Origin of the sequence: Segatella copri (assembly GCF_009495355.1) — a bacterium.
Lineage (GTDB): Bacteria > Bacteroidota > Bacteroidia > Bacteroidales > Bacteroidaceae > Prevotella.
In genome coordinates this window covers 19980-41634 of sequence record NZ_VZAD01000085.1, presented here as the reverse complement: position 1 = coordinate 41634, position 21655 = coordinate 19980, and the positions used below count along the sequence as shown (strand labels likewise).

13 protein-coding genes are annotated in these 21655 nt (G+C 44.1%); 5 read left to right on the top strand and 8 right to left on the bottom strand.

The window, feature by feature from the left end; translation table 11 throughout:
- Positions 1-1003: 1003 nt before the first annotated feature.
- Entirely contained in the window at positions 1004-3211 is a 2208-nt protein-coding gene (locus tag F7D20_RS11225) for a M6 family metalloprotease domain-containing protein (RefSeq protein WP_158464114.1), read from the top strand.
- A gap of 121 nt (positions 3212-3332) precedes the next feature.
- Here the strand turns inward: F7D20_RS11225 and F7D20_RS11220 are convergent, their stop codons facing one another.
- Positions 3333-3473 (bottom strand): hypothetical protein, encoded by a 141-nt coding sequence (locus tag F7D20_RS11220; protein ID WP_158464113.1) that lies wholly within the window; start codon positions 3471-3473, stop codon positions 3333-3335.
- A gap of 4 nt (positions 3474-3477) precedes the next feature.
- Positions 3478-3765 carry a hypothetical protein gene (locus F7D20_RS11215; RefSeq protein ID WP_158464112.1) on the bottom strand — a complete coding sequence of 96 codons (288 nt, stop codon included), beginning with the start codon at positions 3763-3765 and terminating at the stop codon, positions 3478-3480.
- Between the two features lie 112 nt (positions 3766-3877).
- On the opposite strand from F7D20_RS11215, the gene F7D20_RS11210 reads away from it, so the two are divergent.
- On the top strand, positions 3878-4537 hold the full coding sequence (locus tag F7D20_RS11210; protein ID WP_158464111.1) for an Abi family protein: 660 nt from the start codon (positions 3878-3880) through the stop codon (positions 4535-4537).
- Positions 4538-4760: 223 nt separating this feature from the next.
- On the opposite strand, the gene F7D20_RS11205 is transcribed toward F7D20_RS11210, so the two are convergent.
- The 4 genes from F7D20_RS11205 to F7D20_RS11190 form a co-directional block, all read right to left on the bottom strand.
- A complete protein-coding gene (locus F7D20_RS11205; RefSeq protein ID WP_158464110.1) occupies positions 4761-6473 on the bottom strand; it encodes a C10 family peptidase in 1713 nt (570 codons plus the stop codon).
- A gap of 98 nt (positions 6474-6571) precedes the next feature.
- The gene (locus F7D20_RS11200) at positions 6572-7405 is read right to left on the bottom strand and encodes a hypothetical protein (protein WP_158464109.1); all 834 of its coding nucleotides are present in this window, start codon (positions 7403-7405) and stop codon (positions 6572-6574) included.
- Between the two features lie 31 nt (positions 7406-7436).
- Entirely contained in the window at positions 7437-9134 is a 1698-nt protein-coding gene (locus F7D20_RS11195; RefSeq protein ID WP_158464108.1) for a RagB/SusD family nutrient uptake outer membrane protein, read from the bottom strand.
- 20 nt (positions 9135-9154) lie between these two features.
- Complete coding sequence (locus F7D20_RS11190; protein WP_194253558.1) at positions 9155-12352, bottom strand: SusC/RagA family TonB-linked outer membrane protein; 3198 nt, start codon at positions 12350-12352, stop codon at positions 9155-9157.
- A gap of 319 nt (positions 12353-12671) precedes the next feature.
- On the opposite strand from F7D20_RS11190, the gene F7D20_RS11185 reads away from it, so the two are divergent.
- Entirely contained in the window at positions 12672-13655 is a 984-nt protein-coding gene (locus F7D20_RS11185; RefSeq protein ID WP_158464107.1) for a tyrosine-type recombinase/integrase, read from the top strand.
- A gap of 645 nt (positions 13656-14300) precedes the next feature.
- Positions 14301-15191, top strand: a complete 891-nt coding sequence (locus F7D20_RS11180; RefSeq protein WP_158464106.1) for an Rpn family recombination-promoting nuclease/putative transposase — start codon at positions 14301-14303, stop codon at positions 15189-15191.
- 400 nt (positions 15192-15591) lie between these two features.
- Here F7D20_RS11180 and F7D20_RS11175 read toward each other — a convergent pair whose 3' ends face one another.
- Positions 15592-16476: an HNH endonuclease gene (locus tag F7D20_RS11175; RefSeq protein WP_158464105.1), complete on the bottom strand. Its 885-nt coding sequence runs from the start codon at positions 16474-16476 to the stop codon at positions 15592-15594.
- Entirely contained in the window at positions 16463-17926 is a 1464-nt protein-coding gene (locus tag F7D20_RS11170) for an AAA family ATPase (RefSeq protein ID WP_194253557.1), read from the bottom strand. Before F7D20_RS11170 ends, F7D20_RS11175 begins: the two co-directional genes overlap by 14 nt.
- A gap of 469 nt (positions 17927-18395) precedes the next feature.
- Here F7D20_RS11170 and F7D20_RS11165 point away from each other — a divergent pair, with 469 nt between their 5' ends.
- Positions 18396-21644 carry a SusC/RagA family TonB-linked outer membrane protein gene (locus F7D20_RS11165; protein WP_194253556.1) on the top strand — a complete coding sequence of 1083 codons (3249 nt, stop codon included), beginning with the start codon at positions 18396-18398 and terminating at the stop codon, positions 21642-21644.
- Positions 21645-21655 lie beyond the last annotated feature (11 nt).

The following is a 21655-nucleotide window of genomic DNA, read 5'->3' as shown; positions in this document are numbered from 1 at the left end:
CCTTTTGGGTTCTCTGTAGGATAGGATAATAAACCCAAAAGTCCCGTGTCATGTTTGTGATGCGGGACTTTTTTTGTCTGAACTCCTTAAACTCCCTTAACTCCTGCGACAGCCCCAACGACACTTAAAAATAACCCTTGCAAGCCTGCAACAGCCCCAAAAGTACAAAAAGTGACCCTTGCAAGCCTGCAAGAGCTTCAAAAGTACAAAAAGTGACCCTTGCAAGCCTGCAAGAGCTCCAAACATATCAGAAAGTAGAAATATTTTCTAATCAACAGCCCCAAAAGCATCAGAAATAGAAATATTTCGATCTGTACGGTTGGAATTACGTAGCACGCCCTGAAAGGGCAGAAGCTCTTAGCCCAGGGCAACGCCCTGGGTTATTATGTTTGCTAACCTGTCGCCCTGTAAGGTAGGGTGTTCAAAATCTATCAATTTTTCGACACGTTTTTTTGCACCGAAATACAAGTTAATTCGCACGAAATCAACGTGTTAAGAATTCAAAAATGTGACTTTTTTTAGTTCTGCGCAATATTCGTATCGATAATTATTGAATATCAGTTAGTTGAACCGATTATTCTACTAAAAAACGTGCCAAATTTTAAACGGATTTTGAACACCCTACCTGTAAGGGCAAAAGCTTTAAAACTCCCGGCAATTAGTAAAGCTTTTGCCCTTACAGGGCGCCTTGCTGACTGCCATTATACCCAGGGCTAAGAGCTTCTGCCCTTTCAGGGCGTGCTGCTTCTAAGAGTTTTTCCCTTACCCTTCGACCAGCGATTTTCAATTCCCTTCGGCTGGTGACCATTGGCTCAGGGTGTATTGGGGATTTTCAACCGTACAAGTCGAGAAAATTTCAAGAATTATGCAGAAAAGCTTGTGGGGAGAAAATAAAATGTGTAAATTTGCGTCACTTAATGGATGGTTTCACAACTTCTATGACTTCCGTACATACGAAAGAGGAGTAACTTATAATTACTGAAACACAACGAAAAGACTTACGATGAAAAGATGGTTTACACTATGGGTTGTGCTCTTTGTTGTCTTATCGGCAACGGCAGTACCCGCCAAGCCAGGAGTCTGGCGCACCATTTCGCTTACTGATGGCACACAGGTCAAGGTGCAGTTGGTTGGTGATGAGTTTATGCACTATTACCAGAGTGAGGACGGAACACGTTATCTCTATGATGCTGCTTCAGCAACTTATCAGGTTTATTCTGATAGCCAATTCTCGAATTCTCGTCGCAAGGCTGTGGCACGGAGAGCCAAGGCCAACAACCGTCGCGCAGTGAGGCGAAAGGCAAATGTTACTAATATTTTCCAAGGCACGAAGAAGGGACTGATCATCTTGGCACAGTTTACCGACTCCAAGTTTCAGAGTGGTCACGACCGCGCTTTGTACAACAAGATAGCCAATGCTGAGAACTATACCGACAATGGATTCAAAGGCAGCGTGAAAGATTACTTCAAGGCGCAGAGTGCAGGACAGTTCGAACTCGATTTTGATGTCGTAGGAATCTGTCAGCTGAAGAACCCATGTTCCTATTATGGAGGAAATGATGCTTCTATTGGCGAAGACGGAGTTGACCTTCGTGCTGGTGAGATGGTAGCTGAGGCTTGTCAGTGGGCAGCCACTCAAGGTGTTGATTTCTCCAAATACGATTGGGATGGTGATGGTGAAGTAGACCAGGTGTTTGTGCTTTATGCTGGAAAGGGTGAGGCTGATGGCGGTGCTGTATCTACGGTATGGCCACACGAGTACGCTCTTTCTTATTCCGATTATGGTAAGTCCCTTTCCCTTAGTGGCGTCATTGTGGATACTTATGCCTGCAGCGCAGAGCTGAATGGTAGTGGCAAACTCGGTGGTATTGGCACTTTCTGTCATGAGTTCTCCCATTGCATGGGATTCCCTGACTTGTATGATACTGGTTATTCTGGATGGTTCGGAATGGGCGACTACGACTTGATGTGTGCAGGCAATTACAATAATGACGGCAAATGTCCTGCAGGATATTCGGCTTACGAGAAGCATGAATGTGGCTGGTTGACATATCAGGACGTTACCAATATTGAGGAAGATCTCAACGTTACGGGGCTGAAAGCGATCAGCGAGGGCGGTAGTGCTTATGTCGTAAAGAATAAGGCACACGAGGATGAATATTACATCATCGAGAACCGACAAAATATAGGTTGGGATGCCTATCTTCCTGCTGCGGGTGTGATGATTACTCATGTAGACTACGATGCCGATATCTGGTGGAATAATATGCCCAATACAAAGGGAAATTACTATGATGAACATAATAATGTTTATTATAACGATCATCAGCGTCTGACCATCTTCCGAGCAGGACGTTCTACGTCAGATTATGGCGATACTTCTGACCTTTATCCCTATAACACCAACAACAGTCTTACCGCCGAGTCCAATCCTGCTGCCACCTTATATAATAAGAACAGCGACGGCACCAAGTACATGCATGTGGATATCAAGGACATCAGTGTGGCATCCGACGGAACAGCCTCGCTCACCTTCTGCAAGGCAGACCGCAGTAGTAGTGGCGGTGGGGGAGAGACTGATCCCGATACTCCTGTCACCCCATCGGGCTCTACCTTGTTGTATGAGTCGTTCGATAATTGTGGTGGAATAGGAGGTAATGATGGCAAGTGGAGTGGTAACGGTGTTGCCGGGAGCGAAGCTCTTGCAAGTGCATATGACAACCATGGATGGACCAGTACAGGCAAAATCTATTCAGGAGACGGATGTGTACGATTGGGTACCAGTAAAATAGCCGGAAATATCACGACTCCCGCCTTTACTGTCAATGGCTCTGCTTATCTGTCATTCAAGGCAGGAGGGTGGGACGGCACTAATGACGCCACCACACTGACGCTTTCTGTCAACAATGGCACGTTGTCGAAGAATACCGTTAGTATAACGAAAGGTTCCTGGAAATCGTTTGGTGTCACCATCACAGCTACAGGCACAGTAAAGGTTACCTTCAAGGCAAACAAGCTGCGTTTCTTCCTCGATGAAGTGAAGGTAGTTGACCCAGCCATCGACTCAGGCATTCACGACATCGTGGCGGGCGAAGAGAATGGTATCGTGGCTTATTACTCGCTCAATGGAACTCGCCTCAATGGTCCTCGCCCTGGAGTCTGCATCGTACGTTACGCCAATGGCGAAGTACGTAAAGTCATCATCCGATGATTTGTTCAGCGATATTCCTTAGGGAAAAGTAATGATGAAAAAAACAACAATGCCCACCCTTGGTTCGGTAAGTAACCAAAGGTGGGCATTATACATCTCCTCTTCATTTAATTTCATTATATTATGGGTTAGGATAATCTTGATTGATTCCTTTGGGGAGAAGATCGGTCTTTCCTGCAACTACGGCATCAACAATAGTTTTGTCACAACCATGAAATCCAATCACAAGATTGGAGCGTCTGGAATAAAGAGATTCATCCATATTTCTATCGCAAATGTGGTGCAACTTCTCCGTTAGGCAACAAAATTCCTGCCTCAATGAGGAATTTTCTTGCCGCTTCTTTGCTGGCTACAGAAGCCTTTCTTGCAGCCTCTAATCTTTCTTGTCTTTTGCTATCAAATAAATCCATACTTAACCTCCTTGTTTTTATGATTCTTCTTTTCTTATGCAAAGATATATTTTTCTTCTGAAAGATGCAAGGAATTATTGGAAAATGTTTGAGGGTGAAGGAGATAACTGAAAAAGCAAAGAAAAAAGGCTTTTTTGTTGTCACTATCAAACTATTTATGTACTTTTGCAAAAACAAAAAACCCGGGGTCATCACCAGCATCGAATAATCTGGGAGAGGGCCTTACCGGGACTGCGCTGCAAAGATAAGAATTAAAATGGAATATACCAAAGATTTTTTCGAAAAAGTTTTCTCGACAGATAGAATGAAGAAATATTTCTTGCTCTATCCTGGGGATGAAGTAAAGGCAATTAAGCATTATCAATGTAACATAATGCTTTCCGAAGCTATGTACCCATGTCTTTCTGTCTTTGAGGTAGAACTCCGTAATTCCGTAGTTCGGGAACTTGTGGCATTTGCCAAAAGAGAAGATTGGTATGTTGTATTCTCTACAACTCCAGGCTTAATGGAGCTGAATAAATATATAAGCACAGCTAAGAAACAAATTGCTGCACGAGGAGAAGATATTACCACAGCAAAGATTACAGCAGAATTGACCTGGGGCTTCTGGACATCCCTTTTTAATAGAAACTACGAACGTATCCTTTGGAAAGATTTAAGGAGAGCTTTCCCCTTTATGAAGAAAGCTAATCGGCAAAGAAAGATAGTTGCTAGCTTCTTGAACAAATTCCGTCGCTTGCGCAATAGGATAGATCATAATGAAGCAATTTGTTGGAATCTCGATGAAGTTGAGATGATACACGATGAAATGAAGAATGTTATGGGATGGATGAATAAGGAGGTACCAGCTTGGTTGTCTCAGTTTGATAGATTTGGCTCTGTAAGCTTTGATATACGTAAAATTATGGATTGGTAAAGCCATATCTAAAAAAGTTATATCTCCATGATTGGAGATTATCGCTTCTTCTGAAAGAAGCAAGGAATTTATTGGAAAATATTTGAGAGTGAGGAAGATAAAAAGAAATGCCCACCCTTGGTACGGTAAGTAACCATGGGTGGGCAATGTCTTTAATGAATGATGAATGATAGAAGAGTGTTTTACTTCACAACCTTTCTTGTCGTGTCGCCTTGCTTCACAATCAGTACGCCGTGGGCAGGAACATCATCGAGGCTGAAGTCCTGTGTCTTCGACTTGTACACCTCCTGACCTTGCATATTATATATATATAGGTGTAAGGAGCAGAGATGTTGTGCTTAACAGAAACGGAAGAGATAGCAGTAGTGCCATCCTGTGATAATGTCATCGTGCCGTCGGCAGCAACGGCAAGTGTGTACATGATGGTGCCACCTACGCTACGCAAGCATTGATAGGCTTTTTCTTTTGTCGACTTAGAACCAATAAACAGCTTATAAGTTCCTGCAGAAATATTCTTTAACTCTGGATCCTGACTCAGATTGAAATCAACTTCAGGATGATCTTTGTCACCGTAATTAAAACCACTCAACATATCTACATAAGGAGTTTCTGTATCCGTCTCGAAAATAGGATCAGTATAGAGTTTGCTGCTGTTGTCACCAGTGCCTTGTAGCACGATGTCCAATCTACCCTCGAACACGCGATGACTGTAATTGTAGGCGTTAGTCAGTTTGACGTGCAACTCGTTATTGCTGATATAAAAACTATATCCGTCAGTTACCCATTGCGAAATGTTTTCTTCGTCAGCGCTCGGAGTCTCCTGTTTCTTGAAGCCTAAAACCATACTCTGTCCGATGTTAAAACCCTCTCCGGTAAACCCAGTGATATTAGGTCTCAGAACATCAATATCAAACCATCCGTCTCCAGACTTTCCCCATCCCCAGTTGACATGTACTTTACCATCGCTCTGTATGCCATCGAGCAAGAAGGCATGACCTCCTTCTATCTCATCGCTACCGCAGTAGAGAACAGGCTGTTTAGCTTCCATTTCTTTGCGTACCAATTCCATCCATTCCGCATCGGTATAGAAGTCGCGCTGCAGGCAACTGATAGCCAAAGAATCATATCTGAAGTTCTCGGCAAATCCCTTGGCTGCATACCATTCTATAGTACCACTGCTATTAGCCTGATAATTCATTTGACTGGCAGCACCGGCATCAGCCATCAGTGTGGCTACGGCATCATTCTCATCTTTGGACACCACTCCATAGCTCGACTGCATAGCTGTCCATTGATAAGTATGTCCCAGTTCTCGCTTATACCACTTAGTGGTGCCCTCTTTGTCATTTTTATCTTTATACGTAGTTACGGAATATATGCCTGTACCCTTACTTGTAGCAGGATATTGATAGTACTTCATAATCTGTGCCATGGCTGTAGCTATACAACCCGTTGGGGCGGCGCTGCCATTAATCTGAGGACAAAGATTGTTGAAGGGTGTGTCCTGATTCCAGTAGGTCTTGATAAAATAGGTGGGGCGTCCACTTGCTGCCATTGGGTTAGCACTATAAGTAATACCTTTGGCTTTCATCCTTTCAAGTGATTTGTTGGCTGTATTCAGCCACCACTTCATGCCACAAGGCATATTATTTACATCAAAGTCTTCATCAGAAATTCCAAGCACAGGCTCTATGTCGTCGTCTTTGCTGATGAACACCACCCCTTTGCCCTTGATTCCATAGACATTGACCATATCTAATGACTGATATTTCTCAACGGCAATATTGGCTGCTGCCTTCTTGGCTCCACCTGCCTGAAGATTTGAGGAGCAGAGTGCTTGCAGTGCTATTGTCTGCATTTCCTGTTCGCTTCGGTCGTCAGCGAAGCTTGGCATAGCGAGCAGAGAAGCAATAAAAAGTGTAAGAGTCTTTCTCATATTATATAAATTTATTTGGGGGTAAAACTGACTCTAAACAAGAATGGCGAAGCACTTGTGGCTTCGCCATTCTCTATAGAATATAATAAACTTTTTGTTTACTCGTTGGGTTCGAATGTATCGTAGTCCGTAATCTGACCCAAGTTACTTGCACTTACATACCACTGCATTAAAATCATGCAGTAATAATTATCGTACATGAAGCTGGGTGAGTTTACCGACTTGCGAGTGAGACCATCTGCATAATAGATTGTTCCGTAGTCAGGATAAGTATATGGAGTAGCCTGCTCAGGAACTACAAGCTGGGTGATGGTAAGTCCCTTTTGGTCTGTTCCCTTTTTGTCTGTAAGATTAAAGGTCATGTGCTTACCTGTTCCCCAGAAGTTCTTGAAGCGGAAGAGTTTCGGATTGGCATCATTTACCTGCAAGGTGGCTGGTTTGGAAGCGCCAAACAACTGAGCACCGACACCATTGAAATTGTAAGTACCTTCGGCAACGGTAGTCCAACTGTTGGCAGTAAACTGTACTGTAGCCAAAGACTTTCCACCACCTACAGCTACCACGGCTATAGTGTTGTCACCACTAAGGCTCTTGATGGTCTTGTCAATATTGGCAGCACCTTCTGCACCTTCAATCTTCTCACCATTCTCAACCACATAGTCCTTATAGCCTTCCTCGCCCAATTGGGTAAGGCGACTTTCATAATCAGCTGTTTTCTCTACCAGCAGATAAGCACTCTGTGTAGCGCTGTTGGTAGCGATACGAATCTGCGTATCAATATCAGCATCATTAGGCTCTGTGGCTGTGTACTGATAAAGAGTTGCTTTAGCTTGGCTGTCAGAACCGATGTCGGAACCTTCATCCTCAGAGCAGGCGGTAAACATAGCTACCGACACGAGGGCAAAGAACAGTCCATAAATATATTTTTTCATATTCTTTTCTTTTATCTGTTAAACTAATGTTTTACCATATATACTCTTGTGAGTCGCTTGTAGGAGTTGTTACCATCGGGTTCTGAGTACAATCGGCATTGTATGCACCCTCACTCTCCACAATCATCAAGGTCATCCACTGTGGCACACCAGTTGTGTTCCAACGAGATTCCTCGCAGTGGTTAGTACCGGCATAGCTGCGAATCACACTCTTGCCAAAGCGCTTGATGTCGAAAGTAGCGAAGCCCTCGCCCCAAAGCTCTACACGACGCTGCCACCAGATCTCGTTCTGGAAGCCGGAGTTGCTGCTGTTGCCATACTTATCGTTGACGTGCTTGCCATATACGAATTGTGGGTCACGTGCCTTGGCAAAAGCCTCAAGCAACTGCTTGCCACGAGCCTCGTCCTGCATACCTGCAGCCTCTGCCTCGATGAGCTTCATTTCCTCAACACGCATCAATGGAACAGACTGGAGGAAGCCCTTGGATGTATTGTTGTGTCCTTCCACGCCATTGGCTGTACGGAACTTCAAGCTCAGGCCACCTGTTCCTGGCCACTTGGCCATTTCGGCAGAATACTCGAGCCATGTAGGATAGTCAGAATATTCCTTCAACTTATTCTCGAGTTCTGTGCCTTCCATGTCGTTGGTAGAGAAGTCAACAAAGCACTTCTTGCGACAGTCGGTAGCAGGAATGGTCTCATAGAGGTGACGGTCTATCAACTTGGCATCACCATAATTGGCAGCATAGCCACAGGCAGAGACATCCTTGTCAGGGTTGATCTCAAGTGACATCTGAGATCCCCAAGAAGTATCAGCGTCATTGTACTTGATACATGGGTCAGTGTCCTTGTAGGTTACACAGAACATCCATGCCTCGTTAGGCGTATTGAAACCTGTCTCACGGTCGGTATATTCTGCAGAAGACATTACAGAATATCCTGCTTGTGCCTTCTTGGCATATTCTTCTGCCTTGTCCCATTTGCCCATTACGAGGTAGGCACGTGCCTTCAGACCATAAACGACTGAAACATCAGGAGTAGTCTTGTCCGGACGCTCATAGCCAGCAAGATATTCCTCTGCCTTGTCAAGGTCGGAGATGATGAAGTTCCACATCTTCTCATTGGTAGCACGAGGGTTGTGGTTCATGTCGATACTCTCGTCATCAGAAACGATAGGCACGGTCTCTGCCTCTGGATTCTTGGTGTAAGTCTCGTTGGCATACATCTGTGCCATATCCTCATAGAAGAAGGCGCGCATGGCGTATGCGATACCCACGCCACTCTTCTGCTCTTCTGTAGGATTGCCTGCACCCATCTTGATGACAGTATTACAGTTTTTGATCCACGCATAATATACAGTCCATGGAATTTGACACATCAAATATTGTGGTGTCAACACATCGAAATAATTGTACCATACAGTGAAAAATCCAGGTGCAACTGTGGCAGGATAAGCGATATCCTGGCCCATAAGGTCACGCTGAATCATCTGTGAAGGATAGCCAAAATCGTAGTTGTTGGCACTCAATTTGGATTCACTGTTCATCATTGGGCGACCATTCATGTCGGCTGTAATAGCCGATACGAACTTGTTGAACGAGTTGGGAGCCGAAGCAGCCTGGTCTATAGTTACGATGTCACTCTGTGGGTCAACTTCTTCGATACAACTGGTGAACGAAGTTGCTGCCAAAGCAAGAGCAACAAATGTTGTTTTATTTATTTTCATCATTGTTTCGTCTTTTAATGTTTTTAGAACGTCAATTGAATACCACCAGAAATATTACGTGTAGGTGAGTAACTTGTGCCAGTTACACCATCATACGAGTAGCGTGGATCCAAGCCCTTGCGAGCTGAGATGAAACCAAGGTTCTCGCCAGAGCAATAAATGCGAATCTTAGAGAAGTATGGTATCAAGTTCTTTGGGAAGGTGTAACCTACTGTGAATGACTGGAAGTTGAAGTAACTTGCATTGGTCAAGAAACGGTCAGATACCTGACTGTTGTCATCACCATACTGCCAGCGAGGAATGTCGCTGCTGGTATTGTTAGGACTCCATGACTTGATATAGTCTTTATGGATAGCCGTACCACCAGTAGATTTGGCTGTCAGAGGATTCATCAAACCGGCATACTTCATATCGTACACCTTGCCTCCAATCTGGTAGTCGAAGCTGAATGTAGCGTCAAATCCCTTATAAGAAACAGTGGTGCTAAGACCGCCAGATACCTTTGGCAACAAAGAGCCTGTCTCATAGTTGCTGGCCTTGCTGGCGTCAGTTGTAGTGTAAGACAACTTCTGACCGGGGCGACCTGTTATTTCACTGTCTGAGACATCCTCGTCTACCCAGTACAGTGCCTCACCCTTCTCGTTGACACCTGCATACTTAGGCAGGAAGCCATTGTAGAGAGGACCACCCTCTTTATACCAATACATAGTATACTTCATATCACTGGTCTGTGAGAAGCCACCATACTGGTTCTTTGAAGTAGAGTCAAGCTTCAATATCTTGGTCTTGTTGTGTGCCAAGTTGGCTGTAACAGACCAGTCGAAATCCTTAGTGCGGAAAATGTGACCTGTCAAAGTCAACTCAACACCTGTGTTGCGAATGTCACCCACATTGCTATAGTAGCCACGAGTACCTTGTGACTCTGGAACACGCAACCAGAAGAGCAAGTCGGTAGTCTTCTTGGTATAGAAGTCGAAGCTACCGCTCAAGCGGCCCTTGAAGAAACTGAACTCTGTACCAATGTTGAAGTTGGTGGTAGTTTCCCAAGTGATGTTCTTATTACCCAATTGAGCGAATGATGCAGACATCTCTGTATCTAAAACCTGTTGCAATGTATAGAGGTCGGTGTAAGCCCAGTTGCCGATGTTATCGTTACCCTGCTGACCGATAGAAGCCTTCAACTTCAACTCGTCTACCCAAGGAGCATTAAACCAAGCCTCCTTGTTGATCAGCCAAGCTGCGCCTACTGACCAGAAGCTACCCCAACGGTTCTCCTTGGCAAAGCGTGAAGAAGCATCACGACGATAAGAGAAAGAGCCGAAGTACTTGTTGTCATAATTGTACTGAGCATTGCCGAAGAAACCCTCTACATTGTAAGCAGACTCATAGCCACTTGCATCCTTCTTGTTGGCAAAGGCGCTAATCTGCAAGATGCTTGGCGAGAAGCCGCCCTCAGCCAAGGCATCAAGATAGGTGCTGTTAATCTTGTAGTATTCGTGACCAAGCATCACGGTAACACCATGCTTGCCAAAGTTGTCGAAATAGGTAAGAGTCTGTACGTGGTTCTGACGCCAGCTTTCTGTAGAAGACTTAGAAAGCGAACCGTTCACACCCGCCTTAGAACCGAAGAATGGATTGGCATAGCCTGTCGCATTGGTATGTCCCCAGATAATGGTGCTGGTCAAGTTGGCCTTCAAGAAGTCTGTAATCTGAATATCTGCGGTGAATGTACCATTCAACTGATTACCCTTGTTCTCACTCTTGTCATAGTTGTTGGAAGCAATAGGGTTGTAGTTGTTGTTGAATGGACGGTTGATACCTAATGTAGAAGAGCCCAAGTCGTACAAAGGCAAGCCTCTCTCGTCGGTTGGGATATATACGTTGCCATTTTCGTCAATCTGACGGAGATACAATGGATAAATAGGAGCCATACTGGATGTGAAGCTCAAGCTGGTACCTAAGTTGGCATTGGCAGTCTGTGTAGAGTGTACAAAGCCAATGTTGGCGCCCAACTTCAACCACTTCTTGATCTGATAGTCGGCCTTCAATCGAGCAGTGATACGCTCGAAACTTGAATTTTTGATGATACCCTCATCATTCAAGTAACCTAAGCTGGCATAATAAGAAGAACGGTCAGAACCGCCACTTGCGTTTACGTTATATTCCTGACGCAAAGAGTTCTGGAACACAGCATCTGTCCAGTCGTCAGGTGTTACATAGTATGACTTTCCGCCGGCACCTGTGATAGTGCGGCCTAAAGTTGCATTAGGATTCAACTTGCCGTCCAAACCAATGAGCTGCTCTGTGTCAGGATAGCTGTACACATTGTATGCCAACTTATTCAACATAGCGGAGTTTGCCTTTACATTGGCTGCGTTGGCACTCAAGCCATCAGCATAGTAATATTTGTTGTAATATTCTGAGTACACAGCCTCGTAATACTGACCTGGATCTGTGATAACATCATACTCAGGAACGGCACGAGAGTTGGAACCCCACTTCATGTCGACATTAATCTTGCCTTCTGAATTATTGGCACCCTTCTTGGTTGTTACAATGATAACACCAGCAGCACCACGTGCACCATAAAGAGCAGCAGAAGCTGCATCCTTCAATACAGTAACCGACTCGATATCGTCGGTAGGAATATTAGAAAGACTTGCAGAATAAGGAGCACCATCGACAATTACCAATGGGTCTGTAGCAGCATACATAGAAGCGATACCACGAATGTTGATACTACCCTGACCTGCACCTGGCTGGCCAGAGCTACCACGCATCTGCAAACCAGATACAGAACCAACCAAAGCATCAGCTACGTTAGTGGTAACCTTCTTGGAAAGTTCCTCAGAACCTACTACAGCTGCCGAACCTGTGAAGGCGCTCTTCTTGGCTGTACCATAGGCAACAACCATTACCTCGTCCAAAGATTGGTTGTCTGGATCCAATACAATCTTCATGTTCTTTGCGGCCTTGACGGTCTTGGTGACCATGCCGATGTACGATACCTCCAACTTCGCGTTGGCTGATACGTTCAGTGAGAAGTTACCATCGATGTTGGTAACAGTACCGGTATTGGTGCCTACCACCTTGATGCTGGCGCCGATAACTGGCGAGCCATCTTCGGAAGAGGTGACCGTTCCGGAAACTTGAGTTTGTGCCAAAGCCATTCCTATGCTAAGGAACAGGCAGGCGATAAACGTCATGAGTCTTTTTTCCATAAATCTCTCTCTTTTTTAAAAAATGAATGTATAAAGTTTATTCTTTTCTCATATCTTTGTATCCACCTCGTGCCCCGAGGTGGAAAAAAACTATGCTACTTAACTCTTGCCAATGGGGAAGTTAAGGGAGTTAAGGAGTTAAGGAGTTAAGACAACAGCTTTTGTGGACACAACATTAACCATTAATCATTCCCTCCAAGGCTGTTGTCCCTTAACTTCCCAAACGACCGAAAGGAAACGATCATTTCCTTTAACTCCGCTAACTTCTGAAGCGGTAAAAGTTGAGTGACACAAGATAAACCCTAAAAGATTTTATAGTATGGTATATTTTAAGTTAGAATTTGGCTTTCACCTGCCAGGTAGAAAACATCGTGTAGAGAACAAAACTAATTCCAAAGCACAGCCTGCTTGGAACTTCATCAGTAAGGAGGTAGAGAGCGCCGAGGCACGAAAGTGCTACAAGACCGCAGCCAACTATCGTACCGCAGCCAACTCGCTGACCCTTTTCTGGCAAAGAAACGACTGGACGCTGGCTGACATATTGCCGCAAGAAATGGCACGTTATCAGCGATGGCTCATAGACCGGGGATTGTGCATGAACACCATTTCGTGTTACATGCGTTCCTTGCGTACCTTATATAATAGAGGTGTAGCCTTGCAGATGACTGCCGACACGCAACCTTTCCGCAAAGTGTTCACCGGGAAGGAACATACTCGCAAGCGCAGTGCACAAGAAGAGGACATTCTGCGGCTGAGCCACCTCAATCTCGAAGACAAGCCATCGCTTGCTTTTGCCCGCGACATATTCCTCTTCAGTTTTTATGCCATGGGAATGCCTTTCGTAGATATTGCCTATCTGCGAAAGGAACAAATCAGAGACGGAAGATTTCACTATGCCCGCCACAAAACAGGACAAGAGATAGTGGTGGCGATAGAACCATGTATGAACGAGATCATCAGAAAGTATGAGGCTTACAGCAATACTCCGTATGTTTTTCCCATCATCAATTCTCCCGATGCAGTATTGGCACATGGGCAATACCAAAACCAGCTTCGCCGCTACAACTACAACCTGTCGTGCCTGTCGAAGCGCATCTCTGCCAGCCAGCCCCTTTCCTCCTATGTGGTGAGACATACTTGGGCGAGCATTGCCTATCAGCACGACCTTGACGTGCGACTTATCTCCAAGGCTTTGGGACACACCAGCACCTCCACCACCATGATCTACATAAAGAGCCTCTTCGATCCACAACTTGCCGATGCCAACCATCAACTCCTGAAAACGTTTGAACTGTACGGCTGAAATTACCCAATACGCCCTGAAGGGGGCAGAAGCTCTTAGCCCAGGGCAGCGCCCTGGGTATAATGGCAGTCAGCAATGCGCCCTGTAAGGGCAACAGCCTTATAAATTGCCCAGTATTTTAAAGCTTTTGCCCTTACAGGGCGACAGGTTTGCGTCCGTAATTACCCAGGGCGATGCCCTGGGCTAAGAGCTTCTGCCCCTTCAGGGCGTGTGGGGCAAAACTTGCGAAACTTGAGCAGTATATATAAATGTTTGTCACCCCATGGGCACGGCAGCAGAGTAGCTTTCTCTGAGCGCATCTGACGTTTGTGGGAGCGAAACAGAAAATCGTGGGAGCGAAAGCGGGAAACGTAGGAGCGTAACTGAGCAACGTGGGAGCGACGGATTCTATTCAAAGGACACTTTTGTGCCCTTCGAAGGGACACTATTGTGCCACAAGTAGGCATTTTGTCTGTATCCGTTTTTTTTAAATGAATTACGCAAATACCCTTCACCCTTCATCTTTTCCTTGAAATCCCCAGTGTTTATCGGGGTTTCAGGGGGTGAAGGGTGCAAGTCAACCCTTCATCACCCTTCATAATTTTCAAAAATTTCTTGCAGATATGAAGATAAAGTCGTAACTTTGCGTTATAGATTTTAAAACTAATGGTTATGAAGTACTTAGACCCTAAGGCAGACCTTACGTTCAAGAAGATATTCGGCAATCATCCTGCAAGACTGATCAGCCTTCTGAACGCCCTGTTGCCACTCAGCGACGAGGAGCAGATACACAAGATAGAGTATCTGCCAACAGAACTTGTGCCCCAGCTCGAAGGGGGCAAGAACACCATCGTGGATGTACTCTGCACAGATTCTAAAGGCAGAAAGTTCTGCGTGGAGATGCAAATGGAATGGTCTGACGCATTCCAGCAGCGAGTACTTTTCAATGCATCCAAGCTCTATGTGAGTCAGGCTAAAAAGGGAGGAAAATACAGCGAACTGCAACCCGTATATTCTCTGAATCTTGTGAATGATATCTTCGCACATGACACTCCGGATTTCATCCACAACTATCGTATCGTGCACGACAAGGACAGCAATAAGGTAATTAAAGGCTTGCATTTTACCTTCATTGAACTCCCTAAGTTCACTCCTCATTCCATTGCCGACAAGCGCATGATGGTCTTGTGGCTCCGTTTCCTCACGGAAATCAATGCCAACACGAAGGAGATTCCTGCCGACCTGCTTAATGACCCGGAGATTGGAAAAGCCGTAGAGGAGTTGGAGATTTCTGGCTTCACAGATGCCGAACTCCGTGCCTACGATAAATTCTGGGATTCCGTAAGTGTTGAAAGAACCCTTTTGGATGACAGATACCAGAAAGGTAAAGAAGAGGGTATGGAAGAAGGAAGAGCAGAAGGAAGAGCAGAAGGTATGAACCAGCGAAGTCTTGAGATTGCAAAGAAGATGCTGGCAAAGGGAATGGATGAAGCGACAGTCATGGATGTGACGGGGCTGACGGCAGAGGAGATGAAACTGCTGAAAGCGAAAGTATAGATTAATGCGTGGAACCATAGAAACCATAGCAAGCATCATAGAAGCCTAAACTGGGGCATAATAGAAGACCTGGACTGGGCATAATAGAAGGCTCGGATTGGTCATAATAGACGACTTAGGCTGGTCATAATAGACGACTCAGGCTGGGCTTAATAGAAGCATGAGTACGACTCTATCAGTGGTTAACCGAAATCTGAAAATGGCAAAAAGATGAAGGGTGATGAAGGGTGATGAAGGGTTGACTTGCACCCTTCTCCCTCTGAAACCCCGATAAACACAGGGGATTCCGAAGGATAGATGAAGGGTGAAGGGTATTTGCGTAATCCAATTATGAAAAAGCAATATGTCGATATTGCGCCTTAAGAATCAACGTTATCCCGAACGGAGGTTGATACCATACTTACCCCCACTTGTAGGAATAAAACCAATCGAAATCTAAAAAGAGTTTCCAATAAGTGTTGTCCCCTGTCAGGATGCCTGCATATTTCTGATACTCTTCTGAAATTTTGGTAAAGTTATCAACATCAAAAATCAGATTTAGAAAGAGGACTCGTTCTTTTGTATTATAATCGCCCAATGCTTCAAGCTTGATTTTGTCTTTATGTAGCCATGCTTTATACCATAGCAGTCGTACCTCCTTGTATGTGCCGTCATTTAGTGTCTGCAATAACTTTTCCCACGATTTCTCTTCAGGGTACAATACAATTAGTCCAGAAAACTTGTCAAATCTGATACGTTTGCTTATTTCAGGCATAAGTATAAGGGGAAGCAGATAGTCGTTGCTTCTCGCATTATTACAACAGCAGCCATCGCTTGGCTTGCCAAACTTACCATTACAGGATGCTAAAAGGTTTGACAGGGCTATTCTGTGTGGAAACTTTTCTATCTCTGAAAGTTCGTCTTTGTTTGTAAACTTCTTCTTGGCAAATTCTGATGCCAATTCCACGTTCTGCTCCAAGAAAGAAGAAACGTTTGTATATTTAGCAAACTCTTCCATTTGTTCGTTGGTTTGAATATTTCTTGGGATTACGTGTTCTATGTTTAAAGCTCCAACATGGAGTCTTCTCATACAATAGCAGCATCTTCCGTTTTGTTCTTTCAATAGCAGATGTTCCCAACCATCGATACCTTTTCGGTAAATACGGCTGGAAAAATTGCTATACGATTGGTCGGAGTCTATCTCTGGATAGAAAGACTGAGAGTCTTCGTCATAACAATCTTTGAGAAAGTTCCTGTCTATCTCTTGTTCCCGATTTAAAAAGAGACTTTTGTCAATATACTCCATATTCTGCAGCTTTAGCTCTTATTTCTTCCAAAATCTTAGCATCCTTTCCGACTAAAGACACAATCTTTTCATAAATGGTTTGGCTCTCCTTTTTCAGTTCCATAGACAGATAAGTGAAATAGAGGTCTTCCAAATGCCTCAAGTCCTCATTGCGTGAGGGAGTTTCCATGAAATCTCGCATTACGGCATTATAATCTACACCCAGCAAATTTGGCAACACTTGTGGATGATCCTCGTTCATGCTCATTACAAGAATCTGACAGTTTCTGTTTTCTTTTCCACTTATAACCTCTGTTGAAGTATCAAGGTTCGATATAACTGCTGCTGAGTGGGTAGACACAATATATTGCATTTGTGGAAAAGTTTTCAAGAAAGCTTCGAGTACCACTTGTTCCAGCGCAGGATGAAGATGAAGGTCAATCTCATCAATGATGGCGATGCCTTTAGTCTCCTTACCTTGGTTCAGTATATAAGAACGATATGCCATGTCCATGACTATCGAGAACAAGCGTCTGTAGCCAGCAGGCAAATCTTGGAGAAGAATACTCTTTCCGTTTTTAAAGTTGATGGACAACTTGTAGCCTTCATCGGATTGGGAAGCAAAAAAATAATCAATCCCATATCCCTCGTTTTGTATTTTGGGAAGATGCGAAATGAATAAAGACAATTTTTGTTCAATGTAACTAACCTCATCGTGTAAGGGCGCGAAAGCGTTGTTTACTCTTTCCAACTCCTTTTTTAATCTTGAATATTCTTCGTCTTTCTGGAGAGCCTCCAAGTTTGACGCTTCTTCTTTTTCGTTTATTGCAGCCGACAATCTTGAAGCAGGTGTGAAGAGCGGCTGCATTTTGGCCAATCTTCCACACAGCCTTGTTTCCCATAAAGAGGTACAAGCCGATTCGTAGTCCCACTGGTAATAACCGAAGTTGCGTGGTATAATATCTTGGTTGATAGTGTCTAATGTTTGGCTTGTCACCTTAGAATAGACATGAGGGTAGGAATCTGAGTAATACGCCAACAAAGGCCATTCACAATTCTTGGCCTTAGTGGCTGTCATAAACTTGACAAACGCATTTTTGTAAAGTGATGGATACAAGGATGCACCAGGAGAATTGCGTTTATATAATTCCCAACCAAGAGTTTCTCCTGCAAAACAACCATGAGCTTTTATGCGAACATCATGGGAATATTCACGTTTGTTTTCGTCGAAATGAAAATCAGAAGTGTTATAACCTCTTACGTTGAGCGTATTATTGCCAGACGACAGAAAGTCTTTTCCCAATGATTTGTCATTGGAAAATACGAAGCTTAAGGCTTTGGTGATGGCATGAACGAGAGTTGTCTTTCCTGCGCCATTGCGTCCGATAAGGACATTCGCCTTGGGACAAAGGGACACCTCGTAATGCTTGAAGCATTTAAATCCATCAATAATTATTTTTTCAATCTTCATGTGGCTGAACTTTGCATCGATTATTTTTTCAATACACAAAAATAAGGATAATTTTATAAATATGTATGTTTCAAGTCGATTAAATAACATTCTTTAAGTTAAGAACATCATGAATAGAAGTTATGAGCCGAGCGAGGCTCATCCCGACATAATAAGTTAAAGAATGCTATCTAAAACCACAGAAATGACAAAATGTGCTTATAAATAATAAGTAAAAATGGTATTTTTAAAGACTTTTGTGAGTTTAATGGTTAAAAATGCAACTTTTTGCAAGAAATATTTGGTGAATAACTAAATTTTATATAATTTTGCAGCCGTTACAATTCAATTGTTAAATATTGTACTATAAAGAGAGAGATTTTATATATAAAATAGCATAGTTTTTTCCACCTCGGGGCACGAGGTGGATACAAAGATATGAGAAAAGAATAAACTTTATACATTCATTTTAAAAAAAAGAGAGAGATTTATGGAAAAAAGACTCATGACGTTTATCGCCTGCCTGTTCCTTAGCATAGGAATGGCTTTGGCACAAACTCAAGTTTCCGGAACGGTCACCTCTTCCGAAGATGGCTCGCCAGTTATCGGCGCCAGCATCAAGGTGGTAGGCACCAATACCGGTACTGTTACCAACATCGATGGTAACTTCTCACTGAACGTATCAGCCAACGCGAAGTTGGAGGTATCGTACATCGGCATGGTCACCAAGACCGTCAAGGCCGCAAAGAACATGAAGATTGTATTGGATCCAGACAACCACGCTCTTGATGAGGTAATGGTTGTTGCCTATGGTACTCAGAAGAAGAGTGCTTTTACTGGTTCTGCTGCTATTGTAGACGCGAAAGAGATTGGTAAGGTTCAGGTAACCAATGCTGTAGATGCCTTGAAGGGTAAGGCTGCAGGTGTGCAGATTTACACTGGCAGCGGTCAGCCTGGTGCTACTCCTACCATCCGTATTCGTGGTTTCAACTCTAAGAGTGCGGGTAACGACCCTCTGATTGTGCTTGATGGTTCTCCATTCAGCGGTTCTCTTAACGACATCAACCCTGCTGACGTAGAGAGCATGACGGTATTGAAGGATGCTTCTTCTACAGCTCTTTATGGTGCCCGTGGTGGTAACGGTGTTATCTTGATTACAACCAAGAGCGGACAGAAAGGCACAAAGGGCACTCTTACCGTAGATGCTAAGTGGGGTTCCAACTCAAAGGCTGTGCCTGAGTACGAAACAATGAAGAGTCCTGCAAAGTACTATGAGATGTGGTACAAAGCACTGAACAACTATGCTCAGAATGTGAACCACATGGATGCCACACAGGCATGGAAGTGGGCTAACGACAATATGATTACCAATACCTCTTATGGTTTGGGTTACAATGTGTATACTATCCCAGAGGGACAGCAACTCATTGGTACCAACGGCAAGCTCAATCCTAACGCTACCCTTGGTTCTTACTCTACAATGAATGGAACAACCTATTATCTGACTCCAGATGACTGGATAGACGAAATCTACAACAACAGCCTTCGTCAGGAATATACTGTTACAGCAACAGGTGCTTCAGACAGAGGCACATTTTATGGCTCTGCCAACTATTTGAGCAATGACGGTATTACAGCAGCTTCTAACTATCGTCGTTTCACTTCTCGTTTGAAGGCAGACTATCAGGTTAACAAATGGTTGAAGGTGGGTGCCAACATGAGTTATGGTCACTTCAACAGCAATTCTCTTACCGAGAGTGGTGACAATGGTAGTATTTTCGCAACTGTTAACATTGCGCCTATCTATCCTATGTATATGCGTGATGCCAATGGCAACATCATTTACGACCAGAATTCACGCATGATAGCTTATGACTATGGTAGTGGTAAGGTAGCTCCATTCCGTGCTTTCATGGGTGGTGGCAACCCTATCTCTGATGCTAAACTGAATACAGACAATACAGAAGGAAACACATTTAACGGAACTGGCTTTGCTGAAATTCAGTTGCCTTATGGTTTCAAGTTTACTTCTATCAACAATGTATATCTCAACGAAAGCCGTTCTACAAGCACTACCAACCCATACTTCGGTCAGTATGCTGCAAGTAATGGTACGGTGAGCAAGGAGCACGACCGTACATGGTCTTACAACTATCAGCAGCGTATCAACTGGCATCAGGTTTATGGCAAGCACGATATTGAGGTGATGCTCGGTCATGAGTATTATCGTGTTTATGGTTATGGTCTGTTAGCCAGCAAGCACAATCAGTTCTCTGTAGACAACAAGGAGTTGGCTGGTGCTGTTGTGTTGGACAATGGTACTTCTTCTATGAGCGAGTACAACACAGAGTCTTGGCTCAGTCGTGCCATGTATAACTACGATTCTCGTTACTTTGGTAGTGTTTCTGTTATGCGTCAGGCTTCTTCTCGTTTTGCAAAGGACAACTGGTGGGGTACTTTCTGGTCATTTGGTGCTGGTTGGAATATGCATAAGGAGTCTTGGTTCAAGGTTAACTGGATTGACGAATTGAAGTTGAAGGCTTCTTATGGTGAGAATGGTAATGACGCTATTGGTAGCTATATGTATACCAAGTATTTCGCGATTTCCAACTCCAACAATGAAGTGTCTTTGACACCTTCTTCTTTAGGTAATCCAAAGATTTCTTGGGAGAAGAACGGTAAGTTCAATATTGGTGTAGATTTCTCTTTGTTGAAGAACCGCATCTGGGGTAGCATCGAGTACTACAACAACACGACCTCAGATATGCTTTCTACGGTTTATCTCCCTGTGTCTTACGGATGGAGCGGATATTTCGACAATATTGGTAATATGGTGAACCGTGGTGTCGAGATTGACCTTCATGCTGATGCTATCCGTACTAAGGATTTCACTTGGAATGTATATGTCAACATGACAACCAACCACAATGAGATAACAAAACTTTCAGACTCTTACAAGCAGAGTTGGTATGATGGTATAGGATTGGGTAGCCCGAGCGGTGCGTACTTCTATCAGGAGGGCAAGTCACTCTTCACATACTATACCAAGAAGTATGCAGGTGTAGATCCTGAGACAGGTCTTTCTCTTTTCTATAAGAACGTATATGAGAAGGATGAGAACAATAAGGACGTTTACTACAACAATGCTGGCGAAAAGGTTGATGACAGCTATACAGGCGTCAAGCATCGTAAAGTGGTAGGCCAGGAAACTACTTCCACCTACAATGACGGTAGCGACTACCTTTGCGGTGATGTCCTGCCAGATGTATATGGTGGTTTCGGTACCAGTGTGGCCTGGAAGGGTCTTGATTTCTCTATGGATTTCCAGTATCAGATAGGTGGTCAGGTTTACGATGTTGCATACGCAAGCTTGATGGACTGCTCTGCAGGTCAGGCAATCCACGTAGATATGGAGAAAGCATGGACACCAGAGAATACCAACACCAGCGTGCCACGCTGGCAGTATGGCGACTCATATATGTCTGCACATACAGACCGCTTCTTGACCAATGCTTCTTATCTTACATTGTCTAACATTACTTTGGGTTACACCTTGCCTACCCAGTGGATGCAGACTGTAGGTTTGCAGAAGGTACGTGTTTATATGGTAGCCGACAACATCTGGACATGGTCTAAGCGCCAGGGTCTTGACCCACGTCAGAGCATTACTGGTGGCAGCTCTAATTCAGTTTACCGTCCTATCCGTACCATCTCAGGAGGTATTACTGTTACATTCTAAACGTTTCAACT